Annotated in this window: 20 protein-coding genes and 1 pseudogene; 7 read left to right on the top strand and 14 right to left on the bottom strand. The window is 43.8% G+C overall.

What is annotated here, in order from left to right; translation table 11 throughout:
• Positions 1-76 precede the first annotated feature (76 nt).
• Positions 77-511 (bottom strand): MarR family winged helix-turn-helix transcriptional regulator, encoded by a 435-nt coding sequence (locus OQJ75_RS18785; RefSeq protein ID WP_102541557.1) that lies wholly within the window; start codon positions 509-511, stop codon positions 77-79.
• Between the two features lie 97 nt (positions 512-608).
• Here OQJ75_RS18785 and OQJ75_RS18780 point away from each other — a divergent pair, with 97 nt between their 5' ends.
• From OQJ75_RS18780 to OQJ75_RS18765, 4 genes are all read left to right on the top strand, one after another.
• The gene (locus tag OQJ75_RS18780; protein ID WP_265974468.1) at positions 609-1,100 is read left to right on the top strand and encodes a DUF2798 domain-containing protein; all 492 of its coding nucleotides are present in this window, start codon (positions 609-611) and stop codon (positions 1,098-1,100) included.
• Positions 1,101-1,134: 34 nt separating this feature from the next.
• Positions 1,135-1,440: a DUF3861 domain-containing protein gene (locus OQJ75_RS18775; RefSeq protein ID WP_065584990.1), complete on the top strand. Its 306-nt coding sequence runs from the start codon at positions 1,135-1,137 to the stop codon at positions 1,438-1,440.
• Between the two features lie 369 nt (positions 1,441-1,809).
• The gene (locus OQJ75_RS18770) at positions 1,810-2,574 is read left to right on the top strand and encodes a hydratase (protein ID WP_123306084.1); all 765 of its coding nucleotides are present in this window, start codon (positions 1,810-1,812) and stop codon (positions 2,572-2,574) included.
• 272 nt (positions 2,575-2,846) lie between these two features.
• Positions 2,847-4,205 carry a Na+/H+ antiporter NhaC family protein gene (locus OQJ75_RS18765; RefSeq protein ID WP_239831152.1) on the top strand — a complete coding sequence of 453 codons (1,359 nt, stop codon included), beginning with the start codon at positions 2,847-2,849 and terminating at the stop codon, positions 4,203-4,205.
• A gap of 68 nt (positions 4,206-4,273) precedes the next feature.
• Here OQJ75_RS18765 and OQJ75_RS18760 read toward each other — a convergent pair whose 3' ends face one another.
• The gene (locus OQJ75_RS18760; protein WP_265974471.1) at positions 4,274-5,080 is read right to left on the bottom strand and encodes an AraC family transcriptional regulator; all 807 of its coding nucleotides are present in this window, start codon (positions 5,078-5,080) and stop codon (positions 4,274-4,276) included.
• 118 nt (positions 5,081-5,198) lie between these two features.
• On the opposite strand from OQJ75_RS18760, the gene OQJ75_RS18755 reads away from it, so the two are divergent.
• Complete coding sequence (locus OQJ75_RS18755; RefSeq protein ID WP_265974472.1) at positions 5,199-6,287, top strand: MFS transporter; 1,089 nt, start codon at positions 5,199-5,201, stop codon at positions 6,285-6,287.
• An 88-nt stretch (positions 6,288-6,375) separates the two neighbouring features.
• On the opposite strand, the gene OQJ75_RS18750 is transcribed toward OQJ75_RS18755, so the two are convergent.
• From OQJ75_RS18750 to OQJ75_RS18740, 3 genes are all read right to left on the bottom strand, one after another.
• Positions 6,376-7,536, bottom strand: a complete 1,161-nt coding sequence (locus OQJ75_RS18750) for a multidrug effflux MFS transporter (protein WP_265974485.1) — start codon at positions 7,534-7,536, stop codon at positions 6,376-6,378.
• 283 nt (positions 7,537-7,819) lie between these two features.
• Entirely contained in the window at positions 7,820-8,200 is a 381-nt protein-coding gene (locus OQJ75_RS18745; RefSeq protein WP_265974473.1) for a hypothetical protein, read from the bottom strand.
• A gap of 197 nt (positions 8,201-8,397) precedes the next feature.
• Positions 8,398-10,110 (bottom strand): RluA family pseudouridine synthase, encoded by a 1,713-nt coding sequence (locus OQJ75_RS18740; RefSeq protein ID WP_265974474.1) that lies wholly within the window; start codon positions 10,108-10,110, stop codon positions 8,398-8,400.
• Positions 10,111-10,436: 326 nt separating this feature from the next.
• On the opposite strand from OQJ75_RS18740, the gene OQJ75_RS18735 reads away from it, so the two are divergent.
• Entirely contained in the window at positions 10,437-10,889 is a 453-nt protein-coding gene (locus OQJ75_RS18735; RefSeq protein ID WP_265974475.1) for an NUDIX hydrolase, read from the top strand.
• A 17-nt stretch (positions 10,890-10,906) separates the two neighbouring features.
• On the opposite strand, the gene OQJ75_RS18730 is transcribed toward OQJ75_RS18735, so the two are convergent.
• From OQJ75_RS18730 to OQJ75_RS18705, 6 genes are all read right to left on the bottom strand, one after another.
• Entirely contained in the window at positions 10,907-11,344 is a 438-nt protein-coding gene (locus tag OQJ75_RS18730; protein ID WP_265974476.1) for a bifunctional diaminohydroxyphosphoribosylaminopyrimidine deaminase/5-amino-6-(5-phosphoribosylamino)uracil reductase RibD, read from the bottom strand.
• Positions 11,345-11,490: 146 nt separating this feature from the next.
• The gene (locus tag OQJ75_RS18725) at positions 11,491-12,045 is read right to left on the bottom strand and encodes a nucleotidyltransferase family protein (protein ID WP_265974477.1); all 555 of its coding nucleotides are present in this window, start codon (positions 12,043-12,045) and stop codon (positions 11,491-11,493) included.
• A complete protein-coding gene (locus OQJ75_RS18720; protein WP_176680006.1) occupies positions 12,042-12,332 on the bottom strand; it encodes a putative quinol monooxygenase in 291 nt (96 codons plus the stop codon). Before OQJ75_RS18720 ends, OQJ75_RS18725 begins: the two co-directional genes overlap by 4 nt.
• 989 nt (positions 12,333-13,321) lie before the next feature.
• Positions 13,322-14,179 carry a hypothetical protein gene (locus OQJ75_RS18715; RefSeq protein WP_265974478.1) on the bottom strand — a complete coding sequence of 286 codons (858 nt, stop codon included), beginning with the start codon at positions 14,177-14,179 and terminating at the stop codon, positions 13,322-13,324.
• Complete coding sequence (locus tag OQJ75_RS18710) at positions 14,179-15,033, bottom strand: ABC transporter ATP-binding protein (RefSeq protein ID WP_265974479.1); 855 nt, start codon at positions 15,031-15,033, stop codon at positions 14,179-14,181. Before OQJ75_RS18710 ends, OQJ75_RS18715 begins: the two co-directional genes overlap by 1 nt.
• Positions 15,030-15,401: a GntR family transcriptional regulator gene (locus OQJ75_RS18705; RefSeq protein WP_265974480.1), complete on the bottom strand. Its 372-nt coding sequence runs from the start codon at positions 15,399-15,401 to the stop codon at positions 15,030-15,032. The genes OQJ75_RS18710 and OQJ75_RS18705 overlap by 4 nt, the downstream gene beginning before the upstream one ends.
• A gap of 159 nt (positions 15,402-15,560) precedes the next feature.
• Between OQJ75_RS18705 and OQJ75_RS18700 the strand changes: the two genes are divergently transcribed.
• Positions 15,561-18,140 carry an EAL domain-containing protein gene (locus OQJ75_RS18700; protein WP_265974481.1) on the top strand — a complete coding sequence of 860 codons (2,580 nt, stop codon included), beginning with the start codon at positions 15,561-15,563 and terminating at the stop codon, positions 18,138-18,140.
• A 22-nt stretch (positions 18,141-18,162) separates the two neighbouring features.
• Here the strand turns inward: OQJ75_RS18700 and OQJ75_RS18695 are convergent, their stop codons facing one another.
• The 3 genes and pseudogenes from OQJ75_RS18695 to OQJ75_RS18685 all read right to left on the bottom strand — a co-directional run.
• A complete protein-coding gene (locus OQJ75_RS18695) occupies positions 18,163-19,908 on the bottom strand; it encodes an EAL domain-containing protein (protein WP_265974482.1) in 1,746 nt (581 codons plus the stop codon).
• Between the two features lie 835 nt (positions 19,909-20,743).
• Positions 20,744-21,223, bottom strand: a complete 480-nt coding sequence (locus tag OQJ75_RS18690) for a type II secretion system protein (RefSeq protein ID WP_017060589.1) — start codon at positions 21,221-21,223, stop codon at positions 20,744-20,746.
• Between the two features lie 250 nt (positions 21,224-21,473).
• Positions 21,474-22,805 (bottom strand): annotated as a pseudogene (locus tag OQJ75_RS18685) (putative bifunctional diguanylate cyclase/phosphodiesterase); the annotation flags it as partial.
• Positions 22,806-22,857 lie beyond the last annotated feature (52 nt).

Here is a 22,857-nt window from a genome sequence, read left to right as displayed (position 1 = left end):
ACAAAACGCCACTGATCGTAGGATTCGGTGGCGTTTTTGCTTTTTTAAACGAGTGGCTTGTTCGAAAGGGATTCTTCTACTTAGAGCAACTTTCCAGATTCTTAGCCATTTTGTTGGCGACTTTTCGGAACTGTTCTAGTTCATCTTCGGCCATGCCTTTGGTCATTCTTTGCAGCATCTCTCGATCAATATTCGAGACTTTGCCCATGATCTCTTCACCCTTATCGGTCAGAACCAAAAGCTGGCTACGCTTGTCTTCTGGATTTGGAGACTTCTTCACAAGCTCTTGATTGATCAATGCGTTAACTAATCTCGTGACCTGCGCTTTATCGCGATTTAAGAAGTGCGCGATATCGATAGCCGTACATGGAGACTTCTTAGTGATGATCTTCATGACACGAATGTTCATGGGGGCGATCTCAGAATCCAAGCTCTCAATCTGTTCGCTCATTTGACGTTTCAAAGAGTGCACTAAGCGAAAGATGGATTCTAGCGATGTGTTATCAGACATAAACGATCCTCAGAAAAGTAGTTGACAACATCAACTACTATATTTATAGTTGACATTATCAACTTAATTGTTCGTAAATTCAAGGCAGGAAATAGATATGACGATTCAAGCAGCACTAACGCCAACTCTTCCTGAGCAAAAAGGCACACCCGTTTTATACAAAATTATGGTCATGATGAGCTTAATGCTAACCATCGGCGGCAGCTTAACGGCCGTGATGACCTACATGAATGTCGGATTTGGTGAGGCATTCATCGGCAACTGGCTCTCTTCGTTAGCTCTAGTTGTCGTGATTATGATGCCAATTGGCATGGTAATGATGACTTTGGTGACTAAGTTGGTCGCCAAGGTATTACCTAATTACGGCGAGAAAGCTCGCAACCTAATCGTGGGATTGATTATGGCTTTTATCATGGAGTCGATCATGGCGTTTGTAACAGCGGCAAATAACATCGGATTTTCGGATACATCGGCGTTTACCAGTGGATGGTTTAATGGATTTATTGCCGCACTTCCCATTGGCCTTGCGATCATGGTCGTGATGTCGATGACGGTTAAACCTAAGCTCGAACGATTCATGAAGAGCTAACCAAAACACTTTTTAAGCATTTTAGGAGATCCACATGAAAGCATTCACAGGCAAACACAATAACTACCGTATCACTATCGAAGAAGTGAACATCAAAGAAGATCGTGAACTTCAAACCATGCAGTTTGAAATTGAAGACAGAGAAAATATGTTCGCGATTGTTGAGAAGATCAAACAAGACAGCGGCTTAGACGAGCAATCAGCAGCACGACTAGGGGTGAGTATTCGCTTGCTAGGTCCATTGATGATGCAAGATAGAAAACACCCTCTGTTTGTTGATTTCATGCCTCATTTCAGAAACTTCATGCAGAATTTGAAGAAGACGTTGAAAGGGCAGTAAAGCCTGAACATCAGTGATACATCGAAAAGCCAGTAACGAACTTACTGGCTTTTTTTATATCTAATACCAATCGTAGTAAATAACTGGTCAGCCTAGCTGGTTAAAACGCTCGATAACTGCGTTATAATTTTTGATTGTAGAATAACTACTTATCAAAAAATGATGCCTTGTTCTCAAACCTTTTTCCGGCGCTATTTCTGAACACTTACTTACTGTGATTGGTATAAATCAAAATAGTTTCAGTTGTTTGCTTCTAGAATATGCGAAAATTGATGTCTGAATTTTCGGTGCTTCATCGTTGTTGAATTGTCTATTCAAGCTTTAATAAATCCGATATTATACGGGTCATAAAACTAAAGGTGGTATTATATGACAAATGTATTTAAGCAAGCGGCTGAAGAACTGCTGAGTCGCCGCGTTGCGGGAACCAAAGCACCAAGATTGAACGAACAATACCGTCCGAACAACTTGGAAGATGCGCTAAAGATCCAATCATCAATGATCGATCTCAAGAGCGACAAAGTCGGTGGTTGGAAGTGTTTACTTCCTCTGGCTGAAGACAAGTTTGTTGTTGCACCTATCTTTTCAGGTAGCGTTCAACAAGGTGAAGTTTGCGAACTGTTTGCTGACAACGACGTAGTTCGTGTTGAGCCTGAAATTGCATTTACACTTGCTAAGAGCCTGCCTGCAAACCAAGAAGGTTACAGCGAAGAGCAAATCAACGATGCTATCGGTTCTTGCCACATGGCACTTGAGTTGATGCAGTCTCGTTTTGCTGATGACAGCGGTGCAGAGTTCTACGAAAAGCTTGCTGACGGCCTAGTAAACCAAGGTTTGTTCATTGGCCCAGAGATTGACCGTGAAAAAGCGTTCACTTCTGCTGAGATCAATATCGAAGTGACCCAAGGCGAACAAGTTCAAGCATTCGCAGGTAAGCACCCAAATACATTACCACCAAGCCCTATCTACTGGCTGATCAACTACATGACTCGTCGTGGCGTTGATTTCCAAGCGGGTGAAGCAATCATCACGGGTTCATACTGCGGTATCGTGGAAATGGGCTTCGATAAGCCAACGACCTTCCACTACGAAGGCATTGGTGAATACCAAGTGACGTTCCAACAAAAAAACTAAGCAAGAAAAAAGCTAAATTAGCAAAAGCACTAAGCAAGCAAAGCTAGCTTCTGCATAAACGCTATCTGTTCTCGGAAAGCTATCGGTTCTCGAGAAGCAATCTGTTCTCAAAAGGCTATTTACTGGTGAGTAAATAGCCTTTTCTATAATGTGATGTTCAATGGTGTGCTTATTACTTTGCATTAAATTGGGCGTTTAGACGTCTAGACGTTGACAAGCCTTAAGTGTGACATTAGTCTGCTCACCTTCCTGTTCTATTGTGTTGTCGTTCCATGTCCAATTCGAAAAATTCTAATGCGGTAATTGCCCCTTCGGCAGTGGCGCTTATCCCTCTGATCGTGTTCCTTGCGCTGTTTATTGGCGTAGGTACGTACTTGTCACTGCAAGGTGTCGATTTTGCGTTCTATCAGCTTCCAGCTCCGATTGCGGCTTTGCCTGCTGTGATGCTGGCGTTGTTGCTAAGCAAAGATAAATTGAACCGTGCTATCGAACAATTCTTGGGTGGAGTCGGTCACAAAGACATTATCGCAATGTGTATGATCTACCTATTGGCGGGTGCTTTTGCGGCCGTGGCTAAAGCCTCTGGCGGCGTTGATGCGACAGTAAATCTTGGTCTATCTGCGATTCCGACAAGCATGATTCTACCGGGTATCTTTCTGATTTCAGCTTTCATCGCGACAGCAATGGGTACTTCTATGGGTACTATCGCCGCGGTAGCGCCAGTTGCATTAGGCATTGCAGATTCAGCAGGCATGAGCATTCCACTAACAGCCGGTGTTGTTTTAAGTGGTGCGATGTTTGGTGACAACCTTTCTATCATCTCTGATACCACGATTGCCGCGACACGTTCGCAAGGCTGTGAGATGAGAGATAAATTTAAAGAGAACATCCGTATTGCACTTCCTGCGGCATTGATTGCGATTGTTATCTTTGCTTTCAACAGCACAGCAACGCAGGTTCCTGAAACCGGTCCAATTGAGTGGCTGAAAGTTCTGCCATACATCACTATTTTGATTCTTGCAGTTTCGGGCATGAATGTGTTCGTTGTGCTAACAATCGGTATCCTGCTAGCGGGTGGTGTGAGCCTAGGTTCTGTTGAGAACTATGGTTTGACGGATTACGCTCAAGATATCTATGCAGGCTTCGGAAATATGCAGGAAATCTTCCTACTGTCGATGCTGATTGGTGGTTTGAGTGAGCTGATGCGTCGCCAAGGCGGACTTGCGTTCCTGACTAACCTGGTAAGCGGTGTGATTCGTGCGTTTGGTTCTTCACACTCTAAGCAAGCGAATGGTCGTGCGAGTGAGCTAGGTATTGCTGGCTTGGTGTCTATGGTTAACATGTGTACTGCAAACAACACGGTAGCGATCATTGTATCTGGTAGTGTGGCTCGCCAACTAGCGGAAGAGAACAACGTGTCTCCGCGTCGCTCAGCAAGCTTGTTGGATATCTTCTCTTGTGTGATTCAAGGTGTGTTGCCTTACGGTGCGCAGGTGTTGCTATTAGGTTCGGTATTCAACCTATCGCCACTAGAGATTGTTTCTAACTCGTACTACTGTTTTGCACTGGCTATTGTGGCTGTGGTTGCTGTGTTTATCAAACATCCAGCTCGTCAAACTGCAACTGCATAACGAGACCTCGTATCTATAAGAAGGCGCCGTAATCGGCGTCTTTTTTGTGTCTGTTATTACTATGTACTCTACAAAGGGTCACTGAAAAACTTACCCGGAGTGACCCCGAAGTTGAGTTTAAATAGCTGATTGAACGCACTTAAACTGGAAAAACCACAGCTTAAAGCAACGGTCGTAACGGGTTGATTATTTGCCAGTAATTTCAACGCGCTAAACAATCTAGCTTGCTGTCGATAATCGATAAATGACATCCCTAAATCACTTCTAAACATACGACTCAGTGTTCGACTGCTGACGTTGGCTCGCTCAGCCCACTCCTTCAATGATTGATTGCTTGCCGGATCTTCTAAGATCGCCTCGCAGATCGGCACTAACCGTTTATCGGAAGGGATCGGAATATTCACAGAGGCTTGCGGTGCGACTTTCAGTTGATCTAATACCACTTGTACCAAGTTTCGATAAGGCTGGCTGAAGAGATCTTGATCTTCCTGTTCGGCATACTCAGAAAGGTGATTGATGATCTCCTTCAGCATGGCTGATATGTTGAGTACACAACTTTCACTGGGTAAGTCGAGGTCTATGTCTTGATGCAGGTAGAGGTTCTTCATCTCGGCATCGCCATACATGTAAACCTTATGTTTTTGATAAGCGGGAACCCAAACCGCACGTTGTGGTGGAATCAACCACAAGTCATTTTCTGTTTCTACCGCCATGACACCACTGCGTGCGCATACTAATTGATGATAACGGTGGAAGTGCCAATCGATAACAAACCTATTCGAATATGATTTGGGAACCACGACAGCAGGTCTCAGATGAATGTCCAAGGTAATGGCATTTGACGTTGAACCGATGGCTTTGGGTGTTTGGCTCATTTGAGTAAAAGGTTGTCTTATTGTGGTCTATGAGACAAATCATAGACAGTTAAACTTCTGATGTCACCGATTAATAAGGTTCTATCATGAAGCGCTTACTCTGCATTTAGAGTGGGGGATGGGCTATGCCGAGTTGTTGAACGTTGGCAGTGCTGCAATGATTGTTTATGGTGTGATGTCTTTACCCATAGGCTGGCTTGCCGACTATTGGAGCCGCACAGGATTAATGAAGGCATTCTTTTTTGGGACAGGTACAGCAGCTATTGCGACTGGGTTTGCCCAAGATGCTTTTCAAATTAGCGTTGGCCTGTGTGTTATCGGTTTGTTTGCCTCTATCTACCATCCCGTTGGCACTGCACTTGTTTTTGGTTCTTCCGAAAAAACGGGTAGAGCGATTGCCGTTAATGGCTTGTATGGCAACCTGGGGTTAGCGTTAGCAGCGGTAGTGACAGCGTATTTATCACAGGCATTTTCTTGGAGGTTGTCATTCATCCTCCCCGGCGTGGTCTGTATTTTGGTTGGTACGGTTTACAGCTATGTTTGCGACGTTAAAGCTTGTCAGCACAAGGTGAACAAGAATGACAAAGCGCAGGGATTAGCTGCAAATAAGCTTGCTCGTCTAATCGTCTGTATTGGATTGATAGCTTTTGTCGGTGGCCTTGTTTTTCAAACCACAACGACATCTCTGCCTAAGGTGTTGAACACTCAACTAACTTCATCAATTGGCTTCTCAGGAGCTCTTACGACGTTCATTTTTGTATGTGCTGCTTTCATTCAGTTGTCGATTGGAGAACTGATTGAGCGTATGTCGGTCAAAAAGCTGTTGGTAGTGATTACGGGCTGTCAGTTGGTGTTTTTGCTGTTAGCGACAGCAGTACAAGGTTGGTGGCTTATTCCCGTGTTTATGGGGCTGGTGCTGAGCACCTATGCACAAATCCCCGTTAATGACTGGTTGATTGGGCACTACTCTGCACCAGCGTGGCGCTCTCGAATCTATGCTCTGAAATATACTTTGAGCTTCAGTACCGCCCCAATTGCTTATTGGCTTATTTCTTCTGTCTACTCAGCAACAACAGGGTTTACAGCGATGTTTTTGATACTAGCGACAGGAATGTTCACTGCTGTGTCCGCGGCATTCTTGATTCCGAATTTGTCTGCCCACGAAAATGAGCCTGAACAGAACACACTATTGAAAGCCGATTGTTGAAAGTGAGTGACCTTATTCGAGGCTAAATCTAAAAGAAAACCGCCCAAGTGGGCGGCTTCGTGTTTTGCCTGAAGATATTTTAACAACCTTAATTCAGCTTCGTCGTCACATACTCTTTGTTTCTAACCATTAGCCACATCAAGCCGCCTAGGGTGCCGACGGATAACTGGATGAAGCCTAGGTTTTCGATCAGCGAGTCTGGGCGGATTGAAACTAAGATCATGCCTAGCGAGCCACAGATCATGCTAAAGAATTGAATCAGTGCAACCGCGGAGCCTGTGTCGTGGTCTTGTTGGTTCAGCATTAAGTTAGTGCCGGGTACTCGCATTATGATGGCCATTAAAGTGGCAGGGGCGGCGATGAAAGCAAAGAACCAAGGTGACAAGCCACCCACAGTTAGCGTGAAGATTCCGGCGGTCGCCAGTAGAGCAAAACATCCTGTAATGACCTTTTGAACAGGCATTCGATAGGATAGCTTCATATAAATGGTTGGCCCGAATGAGGCGCACATTGCGTTGAATGCGAACGCGTAGCTGAACTGTTGTTCGCTGAGTCCGAAGTCATTGATATAGATATAAGATCCGGCAGCCAGAAAGCCCATCAGCGCCATCGGTGTGATAGAGAAAATAACCAGTAACTTGACGAACGAACGGTTTCTCATGACCACGCCCATTCTTCCCCATGAACGGAACATAGAACCTTGGTACTTGGTTTCGAGTGTTTCTCGATAGCAGAACGCTAATACTGAGGCAAACGCACCAAAAATCGCGAGAGTGACGAACATCATTCTCCAAGACGCGATTTTCAGTAGGAAGGCACCAAAGACAGGCGCGACCATTGGCGCGATGATCACCAGTGACATGATAGTTGCCATGATCTTTTCGCGTTCTCGACCTTCATAAAGATCTTTCACAATGGCTGTGGCAATAACCGTGATGGCACTGCCCGCAAACGCTTGGAAGACGCGAGCGCCAATCAATTGTTCGATGCTGTTGGTCATTGTGCAGATCACGCTCGCGACCATATAGCTCGCCAAGCCAATTAATAAGATAGGCTTACGGCCAAATTTTTCACTCAGCGGTCCCCAGAACAACAGGCCGACGGCATAAGTCACGAAGTAGCTGCTTAGGGTTAGGTTAACCATGGATTGATCGGTATTGAACACCTCAACCATTTGCGGAAGTGCTGGCAAATACAGGTCGATGGTCAATGGAGGAAACGCACTGATGATGACGAGGAAAAATAGCATACCGGTTTTGCCCAGTACTGGTTGTGGTTTCTTCAAGGTCTCTCCCCGTTATCCAAGAAAAGGATTCTAATGGATGTGATGATGTGTTTCAGAAGGTGTAAGGCACGTCAGACATGAAGGATAGATTCGCTAAAGAAGGTGGCGAAAGCTTCTAGGATATTGTCTGACTGCTCAATTGTATTACAAAATATTATCGCTCTTATAGCTAATGAGTTCAACCAGTTAGTGAATCGGCGAGATTGTAATGTTGAGCGATAGATTGTAGTCGTTGTGAATCAGTTTGTTATCTTTTTCTTGGGCGCTTTTCTACCAAGCCATTGCGCTCTAAGCCGCGTCTTACGCTGCTGCACAGTTTACCAAAACGACGCAGTTCTTCGAAGTTTGGCCCTTGCCCGATTGAAACACTGTGTTCCCAGTACATTAACTCACTGTCGACCATCTCTAGCAATTTTTTAGAGCAACCAGAACAGTTACCCTTTGGGCCACAGATAAACGTCTCTGACTCGTAAAGAGGGAGTTCGTTTTTCACTTCTTCGATGAGATTCAACATCGCCGAGTTTAAGTCTGGCTTCTTGTTGGTAAGTGGTTTCAAGCTTAGTGCTTGAGGCGCGATCATTGAAGGAGCTTGCGTATTGGATTGTAAATTCAAAGCAGCTGATGACATATCAAAGGCCTCAAGGAAAGAAGAAGAGGGGCATCCTACTCTTCACAACAAAGTGAACCTTGATGTAGTGCAATAAGCGTGGAGATATATCCGAAAGAGGTAGGGGAAATAAGGGAGTGAGAATGATGGGAAACGTGAAAAGGGGAGCCACAAACGGCGTGGCTTCCCTAATTAAAGCTTGGTATTAACGAGAGCCCTTAGAACTCTGCGTCGAACTGGAACTCCATCCACTCTTTGGTGACTGGGTGATGCAGCGCAAGCCTTTCAGCGTGTAGGTGCAATCGGTCAGCTTTGTTGCCATACAAGCCGTCACCAACGATAGGCATGTTAAGCCCTTCTTCATGTGAACAGTGAACGCGCAATTGGTGCGTACGACCAGTTTTCGGGTGCAGATAAACCTTGGTTGTTTCTTGGTTTCGCTCAATCACTTCCCACTTGGTTTCAGCAGGTTTGCCGTGTTCGAAGCAGACAATCTGACGAGGACGATCGTACAAATCGCCACGCAATGGCAAGCGAACATAACCTTCATCTTCCGTTAGAACACCTTCAATCATCGCTACGTATCGCTTCTCGACTTCACGAGTAATGAACTGCTTCTGCAAGCTCTTGTTCGCACGTCGTGTGAGGGCAAATATCAGAATGCCAGAGGTCGCCATGTCTAAGCGGTGAATCACAAATGGCCCTTCAACATCAGGGTGCATTTCTTGAACGCGAGTGTAGGCAGAATCTTTGATGGTTTTACCCGGTACGGATAGAAAACCGGCTGGCTTGTGTACCACAACGATGTGATCGTCTTGGAACAAGATATCGAGGTCTTTGCCTTCTGCAGGGTTTTCTAGCAATGGGTTGGGATCGACTTCTAGACCTTTCATCATGTGGCCTAAAATCGGTACACATTTGCTTTGGCAAGAGGCGTAGTATTTTTTGTGTTTGCGAATTTCAGACTTCGGTGAACGGCCCCACCAAAATTCAGCCAGTGCCAGTGGCGTATAACCATTCAGATACGCATATTGCAGAAGTTTTGGCGCAGCGCATTCGCCAGAACCTGCTGGTGGAATCTTGTTTGGCGTGTTTTCAAATATCTGGTTAAGGTCTTCGACGTTGCCTTCCGCATTTTGGAAAGCGTATTGTGAAAACAACTTGTGTTGAAGCTGATGAGAGATGTGTGCTCTTTGCTCTTTGAGCTCAGCTAATTGAGTCGTAAACACGTCAACTTTGCCTTGAAGCTCATTCAGAGTTTGTTCCCAGTTGAGCTTAAGGTACTTCTGCTGATTCTTGTCGGCAACACTGGCTTTGTTTAGCTCGTTATTGAGCTGTTCGAAAGCTTGCTTATCAAGGTTTTCTTTGCCTTGTTCACGTTGTTCTTTACGTGTTTTTCGGCCTTCAATAATCAACAAGCGTTGTGCTTCGATCTCTTGTTCCGCCTGTGCTTTCTGTTGTGCTAACTGCTCACACAATTCGAGGTATTCAGCGTTCACTTGCAGCGCTTTAAATTTCGCATTCACAGCCATCATGTCAGCCGTGTCTTGATGGAAAAAGCTGTCGCTGCTCAACATATCAAATACCGGTGGCACAAAATGGGGCAGCAGGTTTTGGTCGGCGATTTTCCCAGAGAAAGCAGAGAAGTAACCCAGCTCACCTTCTGGGCTTCTTACTAACAACACACCAAACATCTTGCCGCGACCTGCGTCAGAATCGAGTCCGAAGTCATGTTGCCAATCGGTTTGTGTTTCTAGGTATTGTTGAAGCTGGTGCGAGGCGATTTCACACAGTGGGTGCGGTTCATAATAGAACGGGAAGGTGAAACGCTCAGGCAACGAATATGACTCGATCGGCTGTTGAAAGCGAGTGAAGCAATGCTCAGGTGTGTGGCTGTTTTCTGAGTCGTGCGTTGGTTTTGATGAGTGCATATTGTCGTCTTACTTCATGGTGATAAATGGCTGTGGATCTATGGTGTATGCTTTGAGAGCTTAAACACAGTACAAGGCGGCGATTCTACTCTTTATCGAAATGCGCCTCAAATAAGAATCGCTCAATGACTGGGTACAAAGGTTGTTATCGGATATACAAACCTTGCTCTTGGACATATAAGCCTTATTCTTTGGCACAAAACCTCAGCAGTTGCGCTTGATAGTCATAAATTGATGAGTGGCCTCTCGTTTTTAATCATAGAAGACAACTTCCCAAACGAAGGGTGGTAGCCTTGCCGCCCTCTTGTTCAACCTAAGGTAACATTATGATTCCACTCAATACTTCGATTGTATCCGGTGTCGCAATTTCTGAGATCGACGGACAAACCAAAATGCTATTAATGAAGCGTGTGAAAGGCGAGTTTTGGTGCCATGTCGCAGGCTCGATTGAAGCTGGTGAAACAGGCTGGCAGGCTATTGTTCGTGAGTTTGAAGAAGAGACACAAATTCAAGTGGAAGCCTTGTATAACGCACAGTTTCTGGAGCAGTTTTACGAGGCGCACGTGAATGTGATTGAGCTAATCCCAGTGTTTGCGGTTGTATGTCCGCCCAATCAAGCGATAGAACTGAATGACGAACACACAGAGTACCGCTGGTGCGATTTAGAGGAAGCGAAAGCGTTAGCGCCGTTCCCTAACCAACATGCCGTCTACGATCATATTTGGTCATACTTTGTCGATAAGCCAGTCAACCCGCTTTACCGAGTGAAATTGAAATAACATTGGCTGTTTAAGAGTTAAGACTTACCAAGATAAGGAGTTAAAAAGGCGCTCACTTGCGCTTGGCATTGCCCTATATTGACTTTCACCCCGTGCGATTCGAGTATCGCTACACCACGACCATTATTGCGCGGATCTGGGTCTAGCATGGCAACGACGACGTGTTTTACACCTGCTCTGACCAATGTATTGGCGCAAGCGGGTGTTCTGCCAACAAAAGAGCAGGGCTCTAAAGTTACGTAAGCGGTAACGCCTTCCATTGTTCCATCCGTTTCGTCTTCATATTTATTCAGTGCTTCGACCTCGGCATGATTCCCACCGACTTTTTGCGTGTACCCAACCGACACCACCTTATCGTCTTTCACCAAAACACAGCCTACTGGCGGGTTCGGTTGGCAATCAGGTAGGGCTTGGCGCGAAGCTTCAAGAGCTTGCAACATGTGTTGTTGGTTCATGGTCGTTACTCTGTATGACGAGAGGGCGCAGCAGTTAGTGGCCGTGCGCGTTTGATGAGTTACTAAGTTAATAAGCTAACAAGTGGAGCATGTTCGATCTGATTGGACTTTGAGTCAATGGTTTTAGCTTTGAATTCGACTGCCAGTTAACTGTTTCCAACCGTTAACTTAGGCCAGTGGGTTAACCAGTTTTTTGATTGAACTCGTTGGTCAAACACGTCTCTGCTGCGATTGGGGTTCGGTGTGATTTTCAAATCAAACAAGCTCTCTAAACCAAAAGCCGAGATACATTCGATGTTTCCATCGTGGTTTTGTTTTACGGCGATGGCGGTCTCTTTTTCAGGCCAGTAACTCATCGCATCTAATGAGCTTTGGTAAGGCTTATCGTTGTTTCTGATGTGCATGTTGGCTTGATTACGAACTTGCCAGTTGAGTTCAGGTAACCTCTCTTGAAGCTGGGCTTCGTATCGAATAGCGGATTCGTAAGAGGTGTCATTGCGATCAAAGTAGATCACATCAATGTCATTGAGTGGTGTAGGGGAGTCAAAACCATGTAGGTGATCCCAGACTCGATTCCTCACAAAACCAGCGGCAACATAGCATTGCGGTAAACCTAGTAGAGAGACACACTCTAATACCTGCATTCGCAAGGGATCTTGTTTGATCAATGTGATGATGCGATCGGCAAAGGTCTCTGTCATTGTGGTGTGGTCACGTCGGTGACTTGATAATGACGAGTCACGTTCTTTGAGATCTTACCCCATTCAGAAGCTTTGACGCGTTGCTGGTGGGCTTCGAACGCATCACGGCTCGTGAATTCCTCGTAAACTTCAAAGCGATTAGGTTGAAGTGTGCTTTGACTGACTCGAAACACAATACAGCCGGGTTCTGACAGTGTAAGTTCTTTATGAACAACCAACGCTTGTGTGACCGCTTCTAGGTCGGTGTCGGGCACAAGAATATGCCCTTGTAGAATGACTTTACTCATTATTACGTCCATTTAATTTTGCCCATTACTCGATTTTTCCATTAAAAGCATCGTCCGTTACAAACATAATCCCATTTTGAGTTTGTGTCGTATAGGCTAATGTGAATAAAAAATGGTCAATACAATTGAAATTTAGGTTACGCCGTAACTTTACTTGCTGAAGGTGATAAGTTAATAGATAGGAAAGGTAAGTTATTGGGAACTTAATCTGCGTTGGTCCGGTCTATTAAACAGGTATCATGGAACTGTATTGGTACTGAAATGAATTTGTCATCTGAGATAACTAATCTTAATTTCGAACAACGGCTCATCGGATTAAATTGAGCCATAGTTGATATCTAGGTCATACTTTGATGTAAATGGTACTTAAAACCCTATATGTTTTGTGATTTGTATCATTGATCTGGCCGTCAAACACCGTTAGATTCGAATGGTTGGCAATAAAAAATAGCTCAAGAAGAGCAGTTAAAGAAAAGGAAATATCCCTTATGAAAAAAATGAGAAGAGCACAGCTTCATCGCGTTCGTATCCAATACTGGAAAGACACGTCAAAAGAAGCTTCAAAGAAATAAGCTTTATATCTAAACCTATAAAGTTACAAAGCTGAAAGCGAAAAGGCTTTCAAACAAAACCCTCGACTGGGTATGTAAAACGCAACAACCCGATTTCAATAGCACTCTCAAGGACCTTCATCTGGTCGGCGACTAAAGAAATCATCCCCAAAGAGCTGGCAGGCATTAACAACAATGCAATTTAATGTCAGCTCATTAATACCCTCTCTTGTTATCTCTACTCACCTAATTCTTACGAACCAAAATCAACTCGCATCCTCGACTAAATCTTTTTTGCTATTCAAACCATTGAAACGTATTGCCCTTGAAAGAAAACGCCGTCAATAAAAAAGCTCCCGATTTCTCAGAAGCTTTGATTTAGATTTTGTGTGTGCTGCGCTGTACTTTGGTGAGCCTTGAGGCTCAAGCCAGATGACTCTAGCGTTGGAACAGCGTTTTCAAGCTCACATCGTCGGTTCTGTTTAACTTAAGGCTAAGTAGATAACCACCAATGCCGAGTAGTACGTAAATAGTTAAAGACAGAATCGAAACTTCTGAAAGTGCACTGAATGGGTTACTTGTCGTCAGCACTTTCATCGGCAGTGAAGCGATGACCGAAAAGAAGTCATTGATGCCATAGAAACCGAATAGCGCGATAGCCAACCATTTTATTGCAAAGCTAGAGACAAAGATGACAAGCAGCGGAGAGTTAACCAGTTGCGAAATCGCCAGAGTCATCGTTGCTAATGGCAATAGAACTAACGCAACCAGCAGCATGCGACCAAAGAACACCACCCAGTTGCTGAGTACGTAGAATAACGACTGCTGCTCAACTAACAGCGCCAATGGTTGTTCACTCGATAGGTTTAGAATCCAGAACAGAACATCAGCAAATAGAACCAATAGCGCACAAATAGCTGGGATTACCATTAAGCCGAAACCTAACTTCACGGCATGAGTCATGGCATTCGATACAGGCATACTTCTCCAAAACATCGAACTACCTTCTTGGCGTTCTTTACGCAGTGTTTTAGGGATGTAAAGCGTCGACAGCAACAGTGAAATTAGGCCTGCGCCAAAGTAGATCACTGAATTGAGATCTCGTGAGAAGTCTCTGTGCATGCTACTTACGTCACCGTTAACTTCCATCTGGAAGAAAAAGTCGTGTTGTGCTTGACCACTAAAGAACAAGCTAACGAAAAGCAAGAAACCGCACAATCCGATAAACAGAGGCAATCGAGTGTTAATTTTATGCTCGATAAGTTCTTTTTCTAGCATGTAAAAACTTGGGTGCATTATGCCTTCTCCGTCTGTGTTGCAAGGAATAGGTCTGCGAGACCCACGTTGTAGATGTTACCCAATGATTCAACCTGCGCTTTGTATTGACCTTCCAATAACCACTTAGTAGTGCCAAGGCCTGGTTGTGAGGTCAGTGGGTTGAGCTTCTGAATCTCGCTTGAATGGTTATTTGCGACTTCGATAATGAAATAGTCGTTTTCGATGTCTTCCATGCTCTTTTGCAGCACACAATGGCCTTGTTTTAAAATCAGCACATCCGTTAATAGGTGTTCAATCTCTGAAACCTCATGGCTTGCAATGATCATGGCGCGTTCGCCGTCGTGGAACCACTCAAGTAGATGGCGATAAAAAGTATCGCGGTAGAGCAGATCTAAACCCAACGTTGGCTCATCTAAGATCAATACTTGAGTATCGGTTGCGATGATGATCGCAAGGTGAAGTTGAACCTTCATCCCTTTAGAAAGCTGCTTGATCGTTGAAGATATCTTAATGTTGGTGCTGCTTAGCGTCTGTTCGGCTTTTTGCCTATTGAAGCTTGGGTGTACACCTTCTGTGTAGCGAAGCAGTTGTTTCACGGTCATCCACTCTGGCAACACGTTCACATCTGAAATGTAAGATAGGTGCTGCATGAGCTCTGCGTGCTGGTGGATAGGGTGGTATCCATTGACCTCAATCTCACCTTGATAGTTGTGTCCACCAAGTAGTGATTTGATCAGTGTCGATTTACCCGCACCATTGTGGCCAAGTAAACCAAGTACTTGCCCCGGCTTTAACTCAAAGCTGATGTTCTCGACACCCACTTGATTTGAATAGGTTTTGGTTACGTTTTTCACGGAAAGTAAAGTACTCATGACTTGTCCTTGATGTGTTGTTCTAGCTGTTTCACGAGTTCTTCGACACTCATATCAATGATGCCTAGCGTCTCAGCGATGGCTGGGATCTGTGTGTTAATGAAAGTTTGGTGTGCAGACTCTTTCAACTTTTGAAGCGCGCCTTCGGCCACATACATGCCTTGCCCGCGTTTTTTCTCTACCAAGCCTTCATCCACCAGTAACTGGTAGCTTTTCATGACAGTAAGGTGGTTGATTTTGAGATCGGCAGCAACGGCACGCACAGAGGGCAATGCTTGTTGCTCTAACCAAACACCTTGAAGAATTTGGTCACTGATCTTGGTAGCAAGCTGCCTAAAGATCGGTTGGTCGTCTTTCCATTCGGTCATAATCAAAACTGCATAGTGATATACATGTGTATAACACTAACCTTTTTTCTGAGATAGACAAGCTTTTTCTATAAATTAGCTGAATGTTAACTTTTATAGTTGGATGTTCAGTAAAATAATGAGATTATATGGAATCCTGTTCTGTAGTGTTGAGTTTGTATGTTGCACATTAATGATAAAAAGCTGGTCTGGTTTACTAAGTATTTGCCGATCACCATCATCATCTTTTCTGCAATCGTCTTGAATGTGGCGATGTTTACGAGCGTAGACCAGAAGGTCAAGGCATTGGTAGACCTCATCAGAACAGACTACATCTCCGCCCAAAAGGACTCTATTGAGACGCAAGTTCTGCAAGTGTCGCAACAGATAAAGCACACTCAACGTCTTGTCGAAATCGAGGTGAAAAAGCATATTACTCGTCGGTTGGATAGAGCCTATACTGCCGCACAGAATATCTACTCCTCGAATCAACACCTGCCGGAAGAAGAGCTTAAGTTACTCATTCTTAACGAAATAAGAAAGCTGAGCTACGCGGACAAAAAAGACTACATTTATGCCTACGATATGCAGGGCACAGTGCTGGTTCATCCTCGCTCTCCTGAGTTAGAAAATACCAATCAACTTGAAACGACGGATAGCCGTGGTGTGGCGGTTATCAAACAACAAATAGCGCTTCTTAAACAGAATAATGGGGTTTATTCCCGCTATTTTGTGCCTCGCCCTGGCTTTGATGGGCAAGATTTTGAAAAGCCACACATCGACAATACGCACTTCGAAAAACTCAGCTACATTCGTCGGTTCGAACCCTTTGATTGGTATTTCGGTACTGGCATTTCTCTCGATGATGTTAAACGAGTCAGTTACCAAAGAATTCTTGAGATATTGTCGAAGGTAACGGTCGGTGATAATGGATACTTGTTCGTTTTTGAACAGAATGGTGACAGCCTACTTCATGCACACCAAATTCATACAGGGCAAGATCTTAATGTTTACGACGACCTTGGAAACAACTTCAAGCAAGACGTTTTAGCGCAAGCTGAGTCGGGTGGGTTTGTTGACTACATCACCGTTGATAAACAAGGTTTCATTGGTCCTAAGAGTAGCTACGTAAAAAAGGTCGGAGATTGGGATTGGATAGTGGGTACAGGCGTGTACTTGAACAATATTAATGCTTCCATTGAACACCGGAAAAACCAGCTACTCTTGGACTCACGTAATGAGTTTGGACTGATTCTTATATTAAGTGTGCTGGCGACCTTACTCTGTATTTTTATCAGTGCTCTGGTTAGTCGAAGGATATCGCTGCGCTTTGATCAAATGGAGCAGAGGATTTCTGACGACTTCAATCGAATCCAAAATAGCCGTCGCCGTCTACAACATATGGCAAGACACGACTCACTGACCGCACTCCCTAATCGCTCTGAGCTTGAACTGCAAGTGAGTCGAGCTATCGCTCATTCGAAATTGGAAGGCAAATTGGTGGCGTTGGTGTTCGTTGACTTAGATAACTTTAAACGTATCAATGACCAATATGGCCATGCGAGCGGAGATGAGCTCCTTAAACAGATAGGTTTGCGATTTGAGCGAATTTTAGGGGCTAACGATATTGTTTCACGTTTCGGAGGCGATGAGTTTGTCTTCTGCCTACCGGGTATTCACGACCTTGTGGAAGCGGAGCAGAAAGTCCAACAAATCCAAGATGTCTTCAAACCCTTATTTAATATTCATGGTGCTTCGGTCTCGACACAGTGCTCGGCTGGCGTGTCGATGTACCCCTATGATGGAACAGAGGTAGAGGAACTGCTAACCAAAGCCGATATTGTGTTGTACAAGGCCAAGGAGCTGAATCAAGGCGATGCGATCTTCTATGACGATGTGATCAATCAGAAAGTGAAGTACGGATTTTCAGTCGAAGAACAGCTCAAAACTGCATTAGAGAAGGGCGAGTTCAGTGTGCTTTACCAACCTCAAGTGGATTCCCATACCGAGCAGCTAAAAGGCGTTGAAGCGCTGTGTCGTTGGCATAATAGCTTGCTTGGCTTTGTGTCTCCGTTGGATTTTATTCCCGCAGCAGAGCGAATCGGCAAGATTCATGAGATTGGTGAGTTTGTATTAAGGAAAGCGTGTGAAGATACCTTACGTTTGATGCCAAACGGTCCTGAAGCCGTCTGTGTTTCCGTGAACGTGTCACCTAAACAAGTGTTTGAGCAAGGGTTCGACGATAAAGTCATCCGCCTCATTGAAGAAGTCGGGATCGACCCTTGCCGAGTGACGCTAGAACTGACCGAAAACATCCTCATCAAAGACCTGCATATTGTCGAGCCAATATTGAAAAGGTTAAGAGAATATGGATTTGGCATCTCGCTTGATGACTTTGGCACTGGCTTTTCATCACTGAATTACCTAAATACTTTGCCGATCACCGAGATAAAGATAGACCGCTCTTTCATTGGCAAACTGAATTCCAGCCAACACAGTGAAACCTTGGTGAAAGCCATTATTGATATTGGTGCATCTTGCCAGATGAAGGTTGTGGCTGAAGGGGTTGAAACCCCAGAACAGATGGCGAAGCTACAGCAATACCATTGTGATTTACTACAAGGTTATTACTTTGATAAGCCGCTTTCTGCCCAAGGGTTGATTGACGCCTACTTTCCTGTAGAGCCTCAAGCTTGTGTGAGAGCGACCATTCGCCCTAAACCACACACACTAGACTCAGCAGAACCTGCTGTTGCTTGAACCACAGGATGTGATGGCTAGGCTATGCGTCGGTTGTACTTTGAGGCCTGCTATATAGGTAACCTTGATGTAAGTTGTAGCCTAGCTGACACAAGATATATTGCTGCCTGCGCGTTTCGACACCTTCATAAATCATTGTGATATTTGATAGGCGTCCAATCTCCGAGATATTAAGTAATACACCCTGATGGTGTTCTCCTGACTCGATATCTTTAACAAAACAGCGATCCAGTTTTAGATAGGTAGGAGAGATGACATTGATGATTTCGATGTTGTTATTGCCCGTACCGAAGTCATCTAGAGCGATGGTGATACCAAGCTTTTTGATATTCTTAATGTTATCGATAACCTCACACCCATAGCCAATGTTCGAATATTCAGTAATCTCTACGACAAACTCATTCGCTTCCATCGCGGCTAAATGCTCTCTGAGCCTTGCGAAGTTCGACCCTACCAAAGCGCTCGGGCAAACGTTGACACCATAGATCTCATGGCTGTTATTTAACTTCGCTTTTCTGACTGTCTCGATGAGTAAGATAGTATGAAAGGTGAGTAAATTGGTGCGTCTCATGGTGTTGATGAAGCTTAAGACACCGACGTTACGCACACGAGATAACAACTCGTAGTAGAGAACGCTGTTATCTTCCGTGTTGATGATCGGTTCTTCTTCAAAGGAGATGTGTTTCCAACGAAACAGGTAGATCACAAAGCCCAGAATATAGGATCGATAAAGCAGCGTGGCGAGTATCAGAGAAAGTGCAATCCACAACGCAACTATATCGTCACTGTAGAAGGTGATGGTCGCACCGGTTGGCAGGGATGTTTGATAGATAGATTTACTCTCTTCGCCAAGGTTTAGGATGTAATAACCATTCTTCTGGATGGAGATAGAATCGACTAACAGAGGCAATAGTGAGTTCTTGTATCGAGCTTCGATAGAGCGTTTAGATATTCGAACAATTATTTCAATGTCATGCTCGGTATCTATGAAGCGTGAATAGGCAAAGTCAGCACTATCGTAGAAGTCGTCTACTTGATCGAGCTCTATCATCTTAGAACGTGTTTTAGAGATATAGCAGGAGCCATAAGGTGTGGTCATGACGACAGAATCAAGGTTGAGCGAGTGCCTTAGCGAGTGCACAGCCCCGTGGCTATCGCAACCGTAGTCCATGACTTCTGCTGCAATGTGTTTGGTGTTCTCACTGTATTCATTCGCAATCTTCGTCGTATAAAGGATTTGGAAAAAGTAGACAACGAATAGGAAAAAGGAAGAGACGGTGAACACGGCTATCAGAGCCTTGATCAGCTCTCGATGATAGATGTTGAACATCAGTTTCAACATCTCGAACTGGCTGGGCTTGAACTGGTTGATGTCGTACTTAGGTGCGATACGGTTGGTTGAGCTTTTATCGAGATCGATAAAGTAACCTACCTTATAAAGGTTAGAGATAAGTTCGCTATTATTATCAACCTTGGCTTTTTTGCATAAGCTTCGATATTTCTTTCTTATAGAAGCAATAATGTTTTTTAACGCGTATAAGCTAAACTCTTCGTCAAAGTGTAATTTAAAAGATTCTTCAACATCTCGTGCAGATTGAGGGTGTGATATTGACGAGTGTTCAATAAGGTATTTGAAAACAAAACTCTCTTTACTATTAAGAGTTTCCTCTGATATCTTATTACTGTCTCTTTTTATGTATATTTTTTCTTCATTGTAGATCAGTTGCAAGCTCTCATTATTGTTATTTATATTGAAAGAACAGTGCATAGCTCAACTCCTAAGCGATAGTTATTATATTTGCGTGATGGATATGTGATGGCTGGGATTGTCATTCAACACAAGAGTTCGATCTAAATAATATAACCAAAATGTCACCATTTTCTCTTAAGATGTTGATACTAATCGCAGAATTTGGGCTTTAATGAAAGGTTATGGAGATGTTCACCCAAAAGTTTAATTTATAAATGAAAGCCAATGATTTACAAGGGGTAAAGGGGATTTATCCATTTGTTTTGGTATTTATCCATTTCACAGCTTCTACGCGGCGCGTTTAGTGACTGGATTTAGAGGTTTCTAATGTAGCTTCTTGTGGTATTCATTCAACTTATCGGTGTGTCAGATTTATCAGAATTTTTCAGGATAAAATTAGATTATGTCAGTTTATGTGATGTTAATATAATTTATATGGCGTATTGTTTTGGTGATTTAATTAAAGTAATCAATGATAGAATTAATTATATTTGTTTAATAATTGACTTTAATTTATTCTGTTACGGAATTTAAACAATGAAACTTTAAGGTGGGATATTTAAAATAGGGAAAGGATGATGTTTATCATGAGGTGTTGATTAAAGGATTTTAATGGGATTATTATTGGCATATGTATCAAATATGTGTCCATGTAAATATTCATCGGCTAGTGATGAAAATAAGATACGAATGAAGTTGGTGTTATACCATGAGCACTTCCTAAAAGTGTAAGCAGTAACAAGTTAGATCAATTAGTGTTATTTTTGAGCAAATGTTAGCGTAACCACATGATATTCAAAGATCTGTTGCGGTGGCTTTGTGATAACTATGAAAGCGTGCAATCGTTGAGTATTTAACATGCACCATCAAGCACCACGATTTGTGGTTCTTTTTCTGGCTGGTAAAGCACCTGACAAAAGTCTCCTTCTGGCGAATAGGTGTAGTTTTCGGTGTCGAAAGAGATGGCGGCTACTCTTTCTGCATTGCTGCCAGAGTCTACTTCTTTGTTGATGACATGAAGCTCTGTTGCGTCGATATTGAGCAGTCTTCTTAGTGAGTCAACATAGGCGATTGGATAGCCGTGGCAGACGTAGTAGGTCTCAATCTCCGTCTTTTCAACATAGTTGCACTCATCCTCAACGCCAGCAATCGCTGACTTCGCGTAGATCATATCGATACCCGTGCGAAGGTTACCTGCGACATCGTGTATTTTACTCGCCCGAGCACTTCCTTGAACGTCTAAGAACTTGACCATAGCTGTAGCCGAAACGATCGCTAAAATTAATACAGAGATGATGAGCTCTAAGAGAGTGAAGCCGTTTTGTCTGTTCATATTTACCGATGATTTGATCTGCTAAAGGGACGGAATGAGGGTAATCTAAATACCAAAGTCATTACAGTTAGTGGGTATAATGGTTTGGTATTTTACTGGGTGATTTTCTAAGTGATTTTCATTATAAACAATAGCTTAATGTTGATTTCTTCCTGTTAGGCGCTATGTAAGCATACGTAAGCGTTCACATGGACAGCAGTCGATTGTTTAGGAAATATTCAAATTACTTAATGTATTGATAAATAAGTCTTTAATTGTAGAATTGTCGACCACTCAAAAACTGACTTTCAACTTCATTTGAGGGAATTGGCTTACTAAATAAAAATCCCTGAAGATACTGGTATCCACAATCGATTAAGAACGCTTTTTGCGTTTCGGTTTCGACACCTTCAGCAACTACTTTTAGCCCCAGTTTGTCGCAGATAGCATGGGTGGCTTGGACTATTGCTTTGCTCCCTTTGTGTGAACCGTGGACAAAGCTTTTATCGAGTTTCACGGTGCTAATCGGTAAGTCATGCAACATCGACAGTGACGAGTAGCCTGTGCCAAAGTCATCAAGGTGAAGCTCTACGCCCAATTTAGAAATATCGCTTAACGCTTGTCTGACTTCACCGTGCTTGAAGATCATGGAAGATTCGGTGATCTCAAGGGCGATGCTTTGAGGTTGGATATTGTAGAAGTTCAACATTGCTAATAACTGCTCGGCAAAGGTCGCGTGCATCTGAATACTCGAAATATTGATACTCATCATCAACTCACTATCAAACTCACGTTGCCATATCGATAGCTGTTTGAGTGCAGAGTTAAGAACCCATTTGCCGAGCGGTACAATCTGCCCTGTCTCCTCCGCTAAGCTAATAAACTCATCAGGACCGATGTTACCTAGCTCTTTGTCTGACCATCGAAGCAAGGCTTCAAACCCTTTTACCTTGTCGCTATTGGTGTTCATGATCGGTTGGTAGTGAAGGTTGAGATCGTCGTTTTCTATGGCGCGTGCCAGTCGATGGCGGATCTCTACTTTGCGATGCAGGGTTTGTGCTAAGTCTGGGGTAAACGTTTGGAAGCGGTTTCGACCATTCGATTTTGCAAGATGCATCGCTATACCTGCTTGTTTTAGCAGTGTTTCTTGGTCAACCGCGTTATCAGGGAAATGTGCGGTACCTATGCTGCAACCGACAGACAAACTGCCGATGCCTCTGATATGGAAACTTCGGTTTAAGGCATCAATGATGCGAGAGCAGAGTAGTGGGATATTTTGATTTCGGCAGGTGTGGGCAATCACAATGAATTCGTCGCCACCAAATCGTCCAATCATACACTTCTCATCTACCAACTGTTTTAGACGCTCACCAACCTGTTTGAGTAGTTGGTCACCAACACTGTGCCCATAAGTGTCATTAACTAATTTGAAGCCATCAAGGTCGACAAACATCAATTCAAACGGTGAGCGATAGGCAATGCTGGTTTCTAGAAGGTTGGTGATGCCACGGCGATTATAAAGCTCCGTTAAACAGTCGTGTTCTGCGTTGTATCTGGCTTTTATCAGCTTCTCTTTTTGCTTTGTGGTACAGGTTAGGTTTATGTAGTGGCATAGTGAATTTGGTCACTTAGTTAGAGGTGATATCATCACCTCA

The sequence above is a fragment of the Vibrio sp. 14G-20 genome (genome assembly GCF_026241515.1).
GTDB lineage: Bacteria > Pseudomonadota > Gammaproteobacteria > Enterobacterales > Vibrionaceae > Vibrio.
Note: the sequence above shows the minus strand (reverse complement) of the source record. Positions and strands in the feature narration are given on the sequence as shown.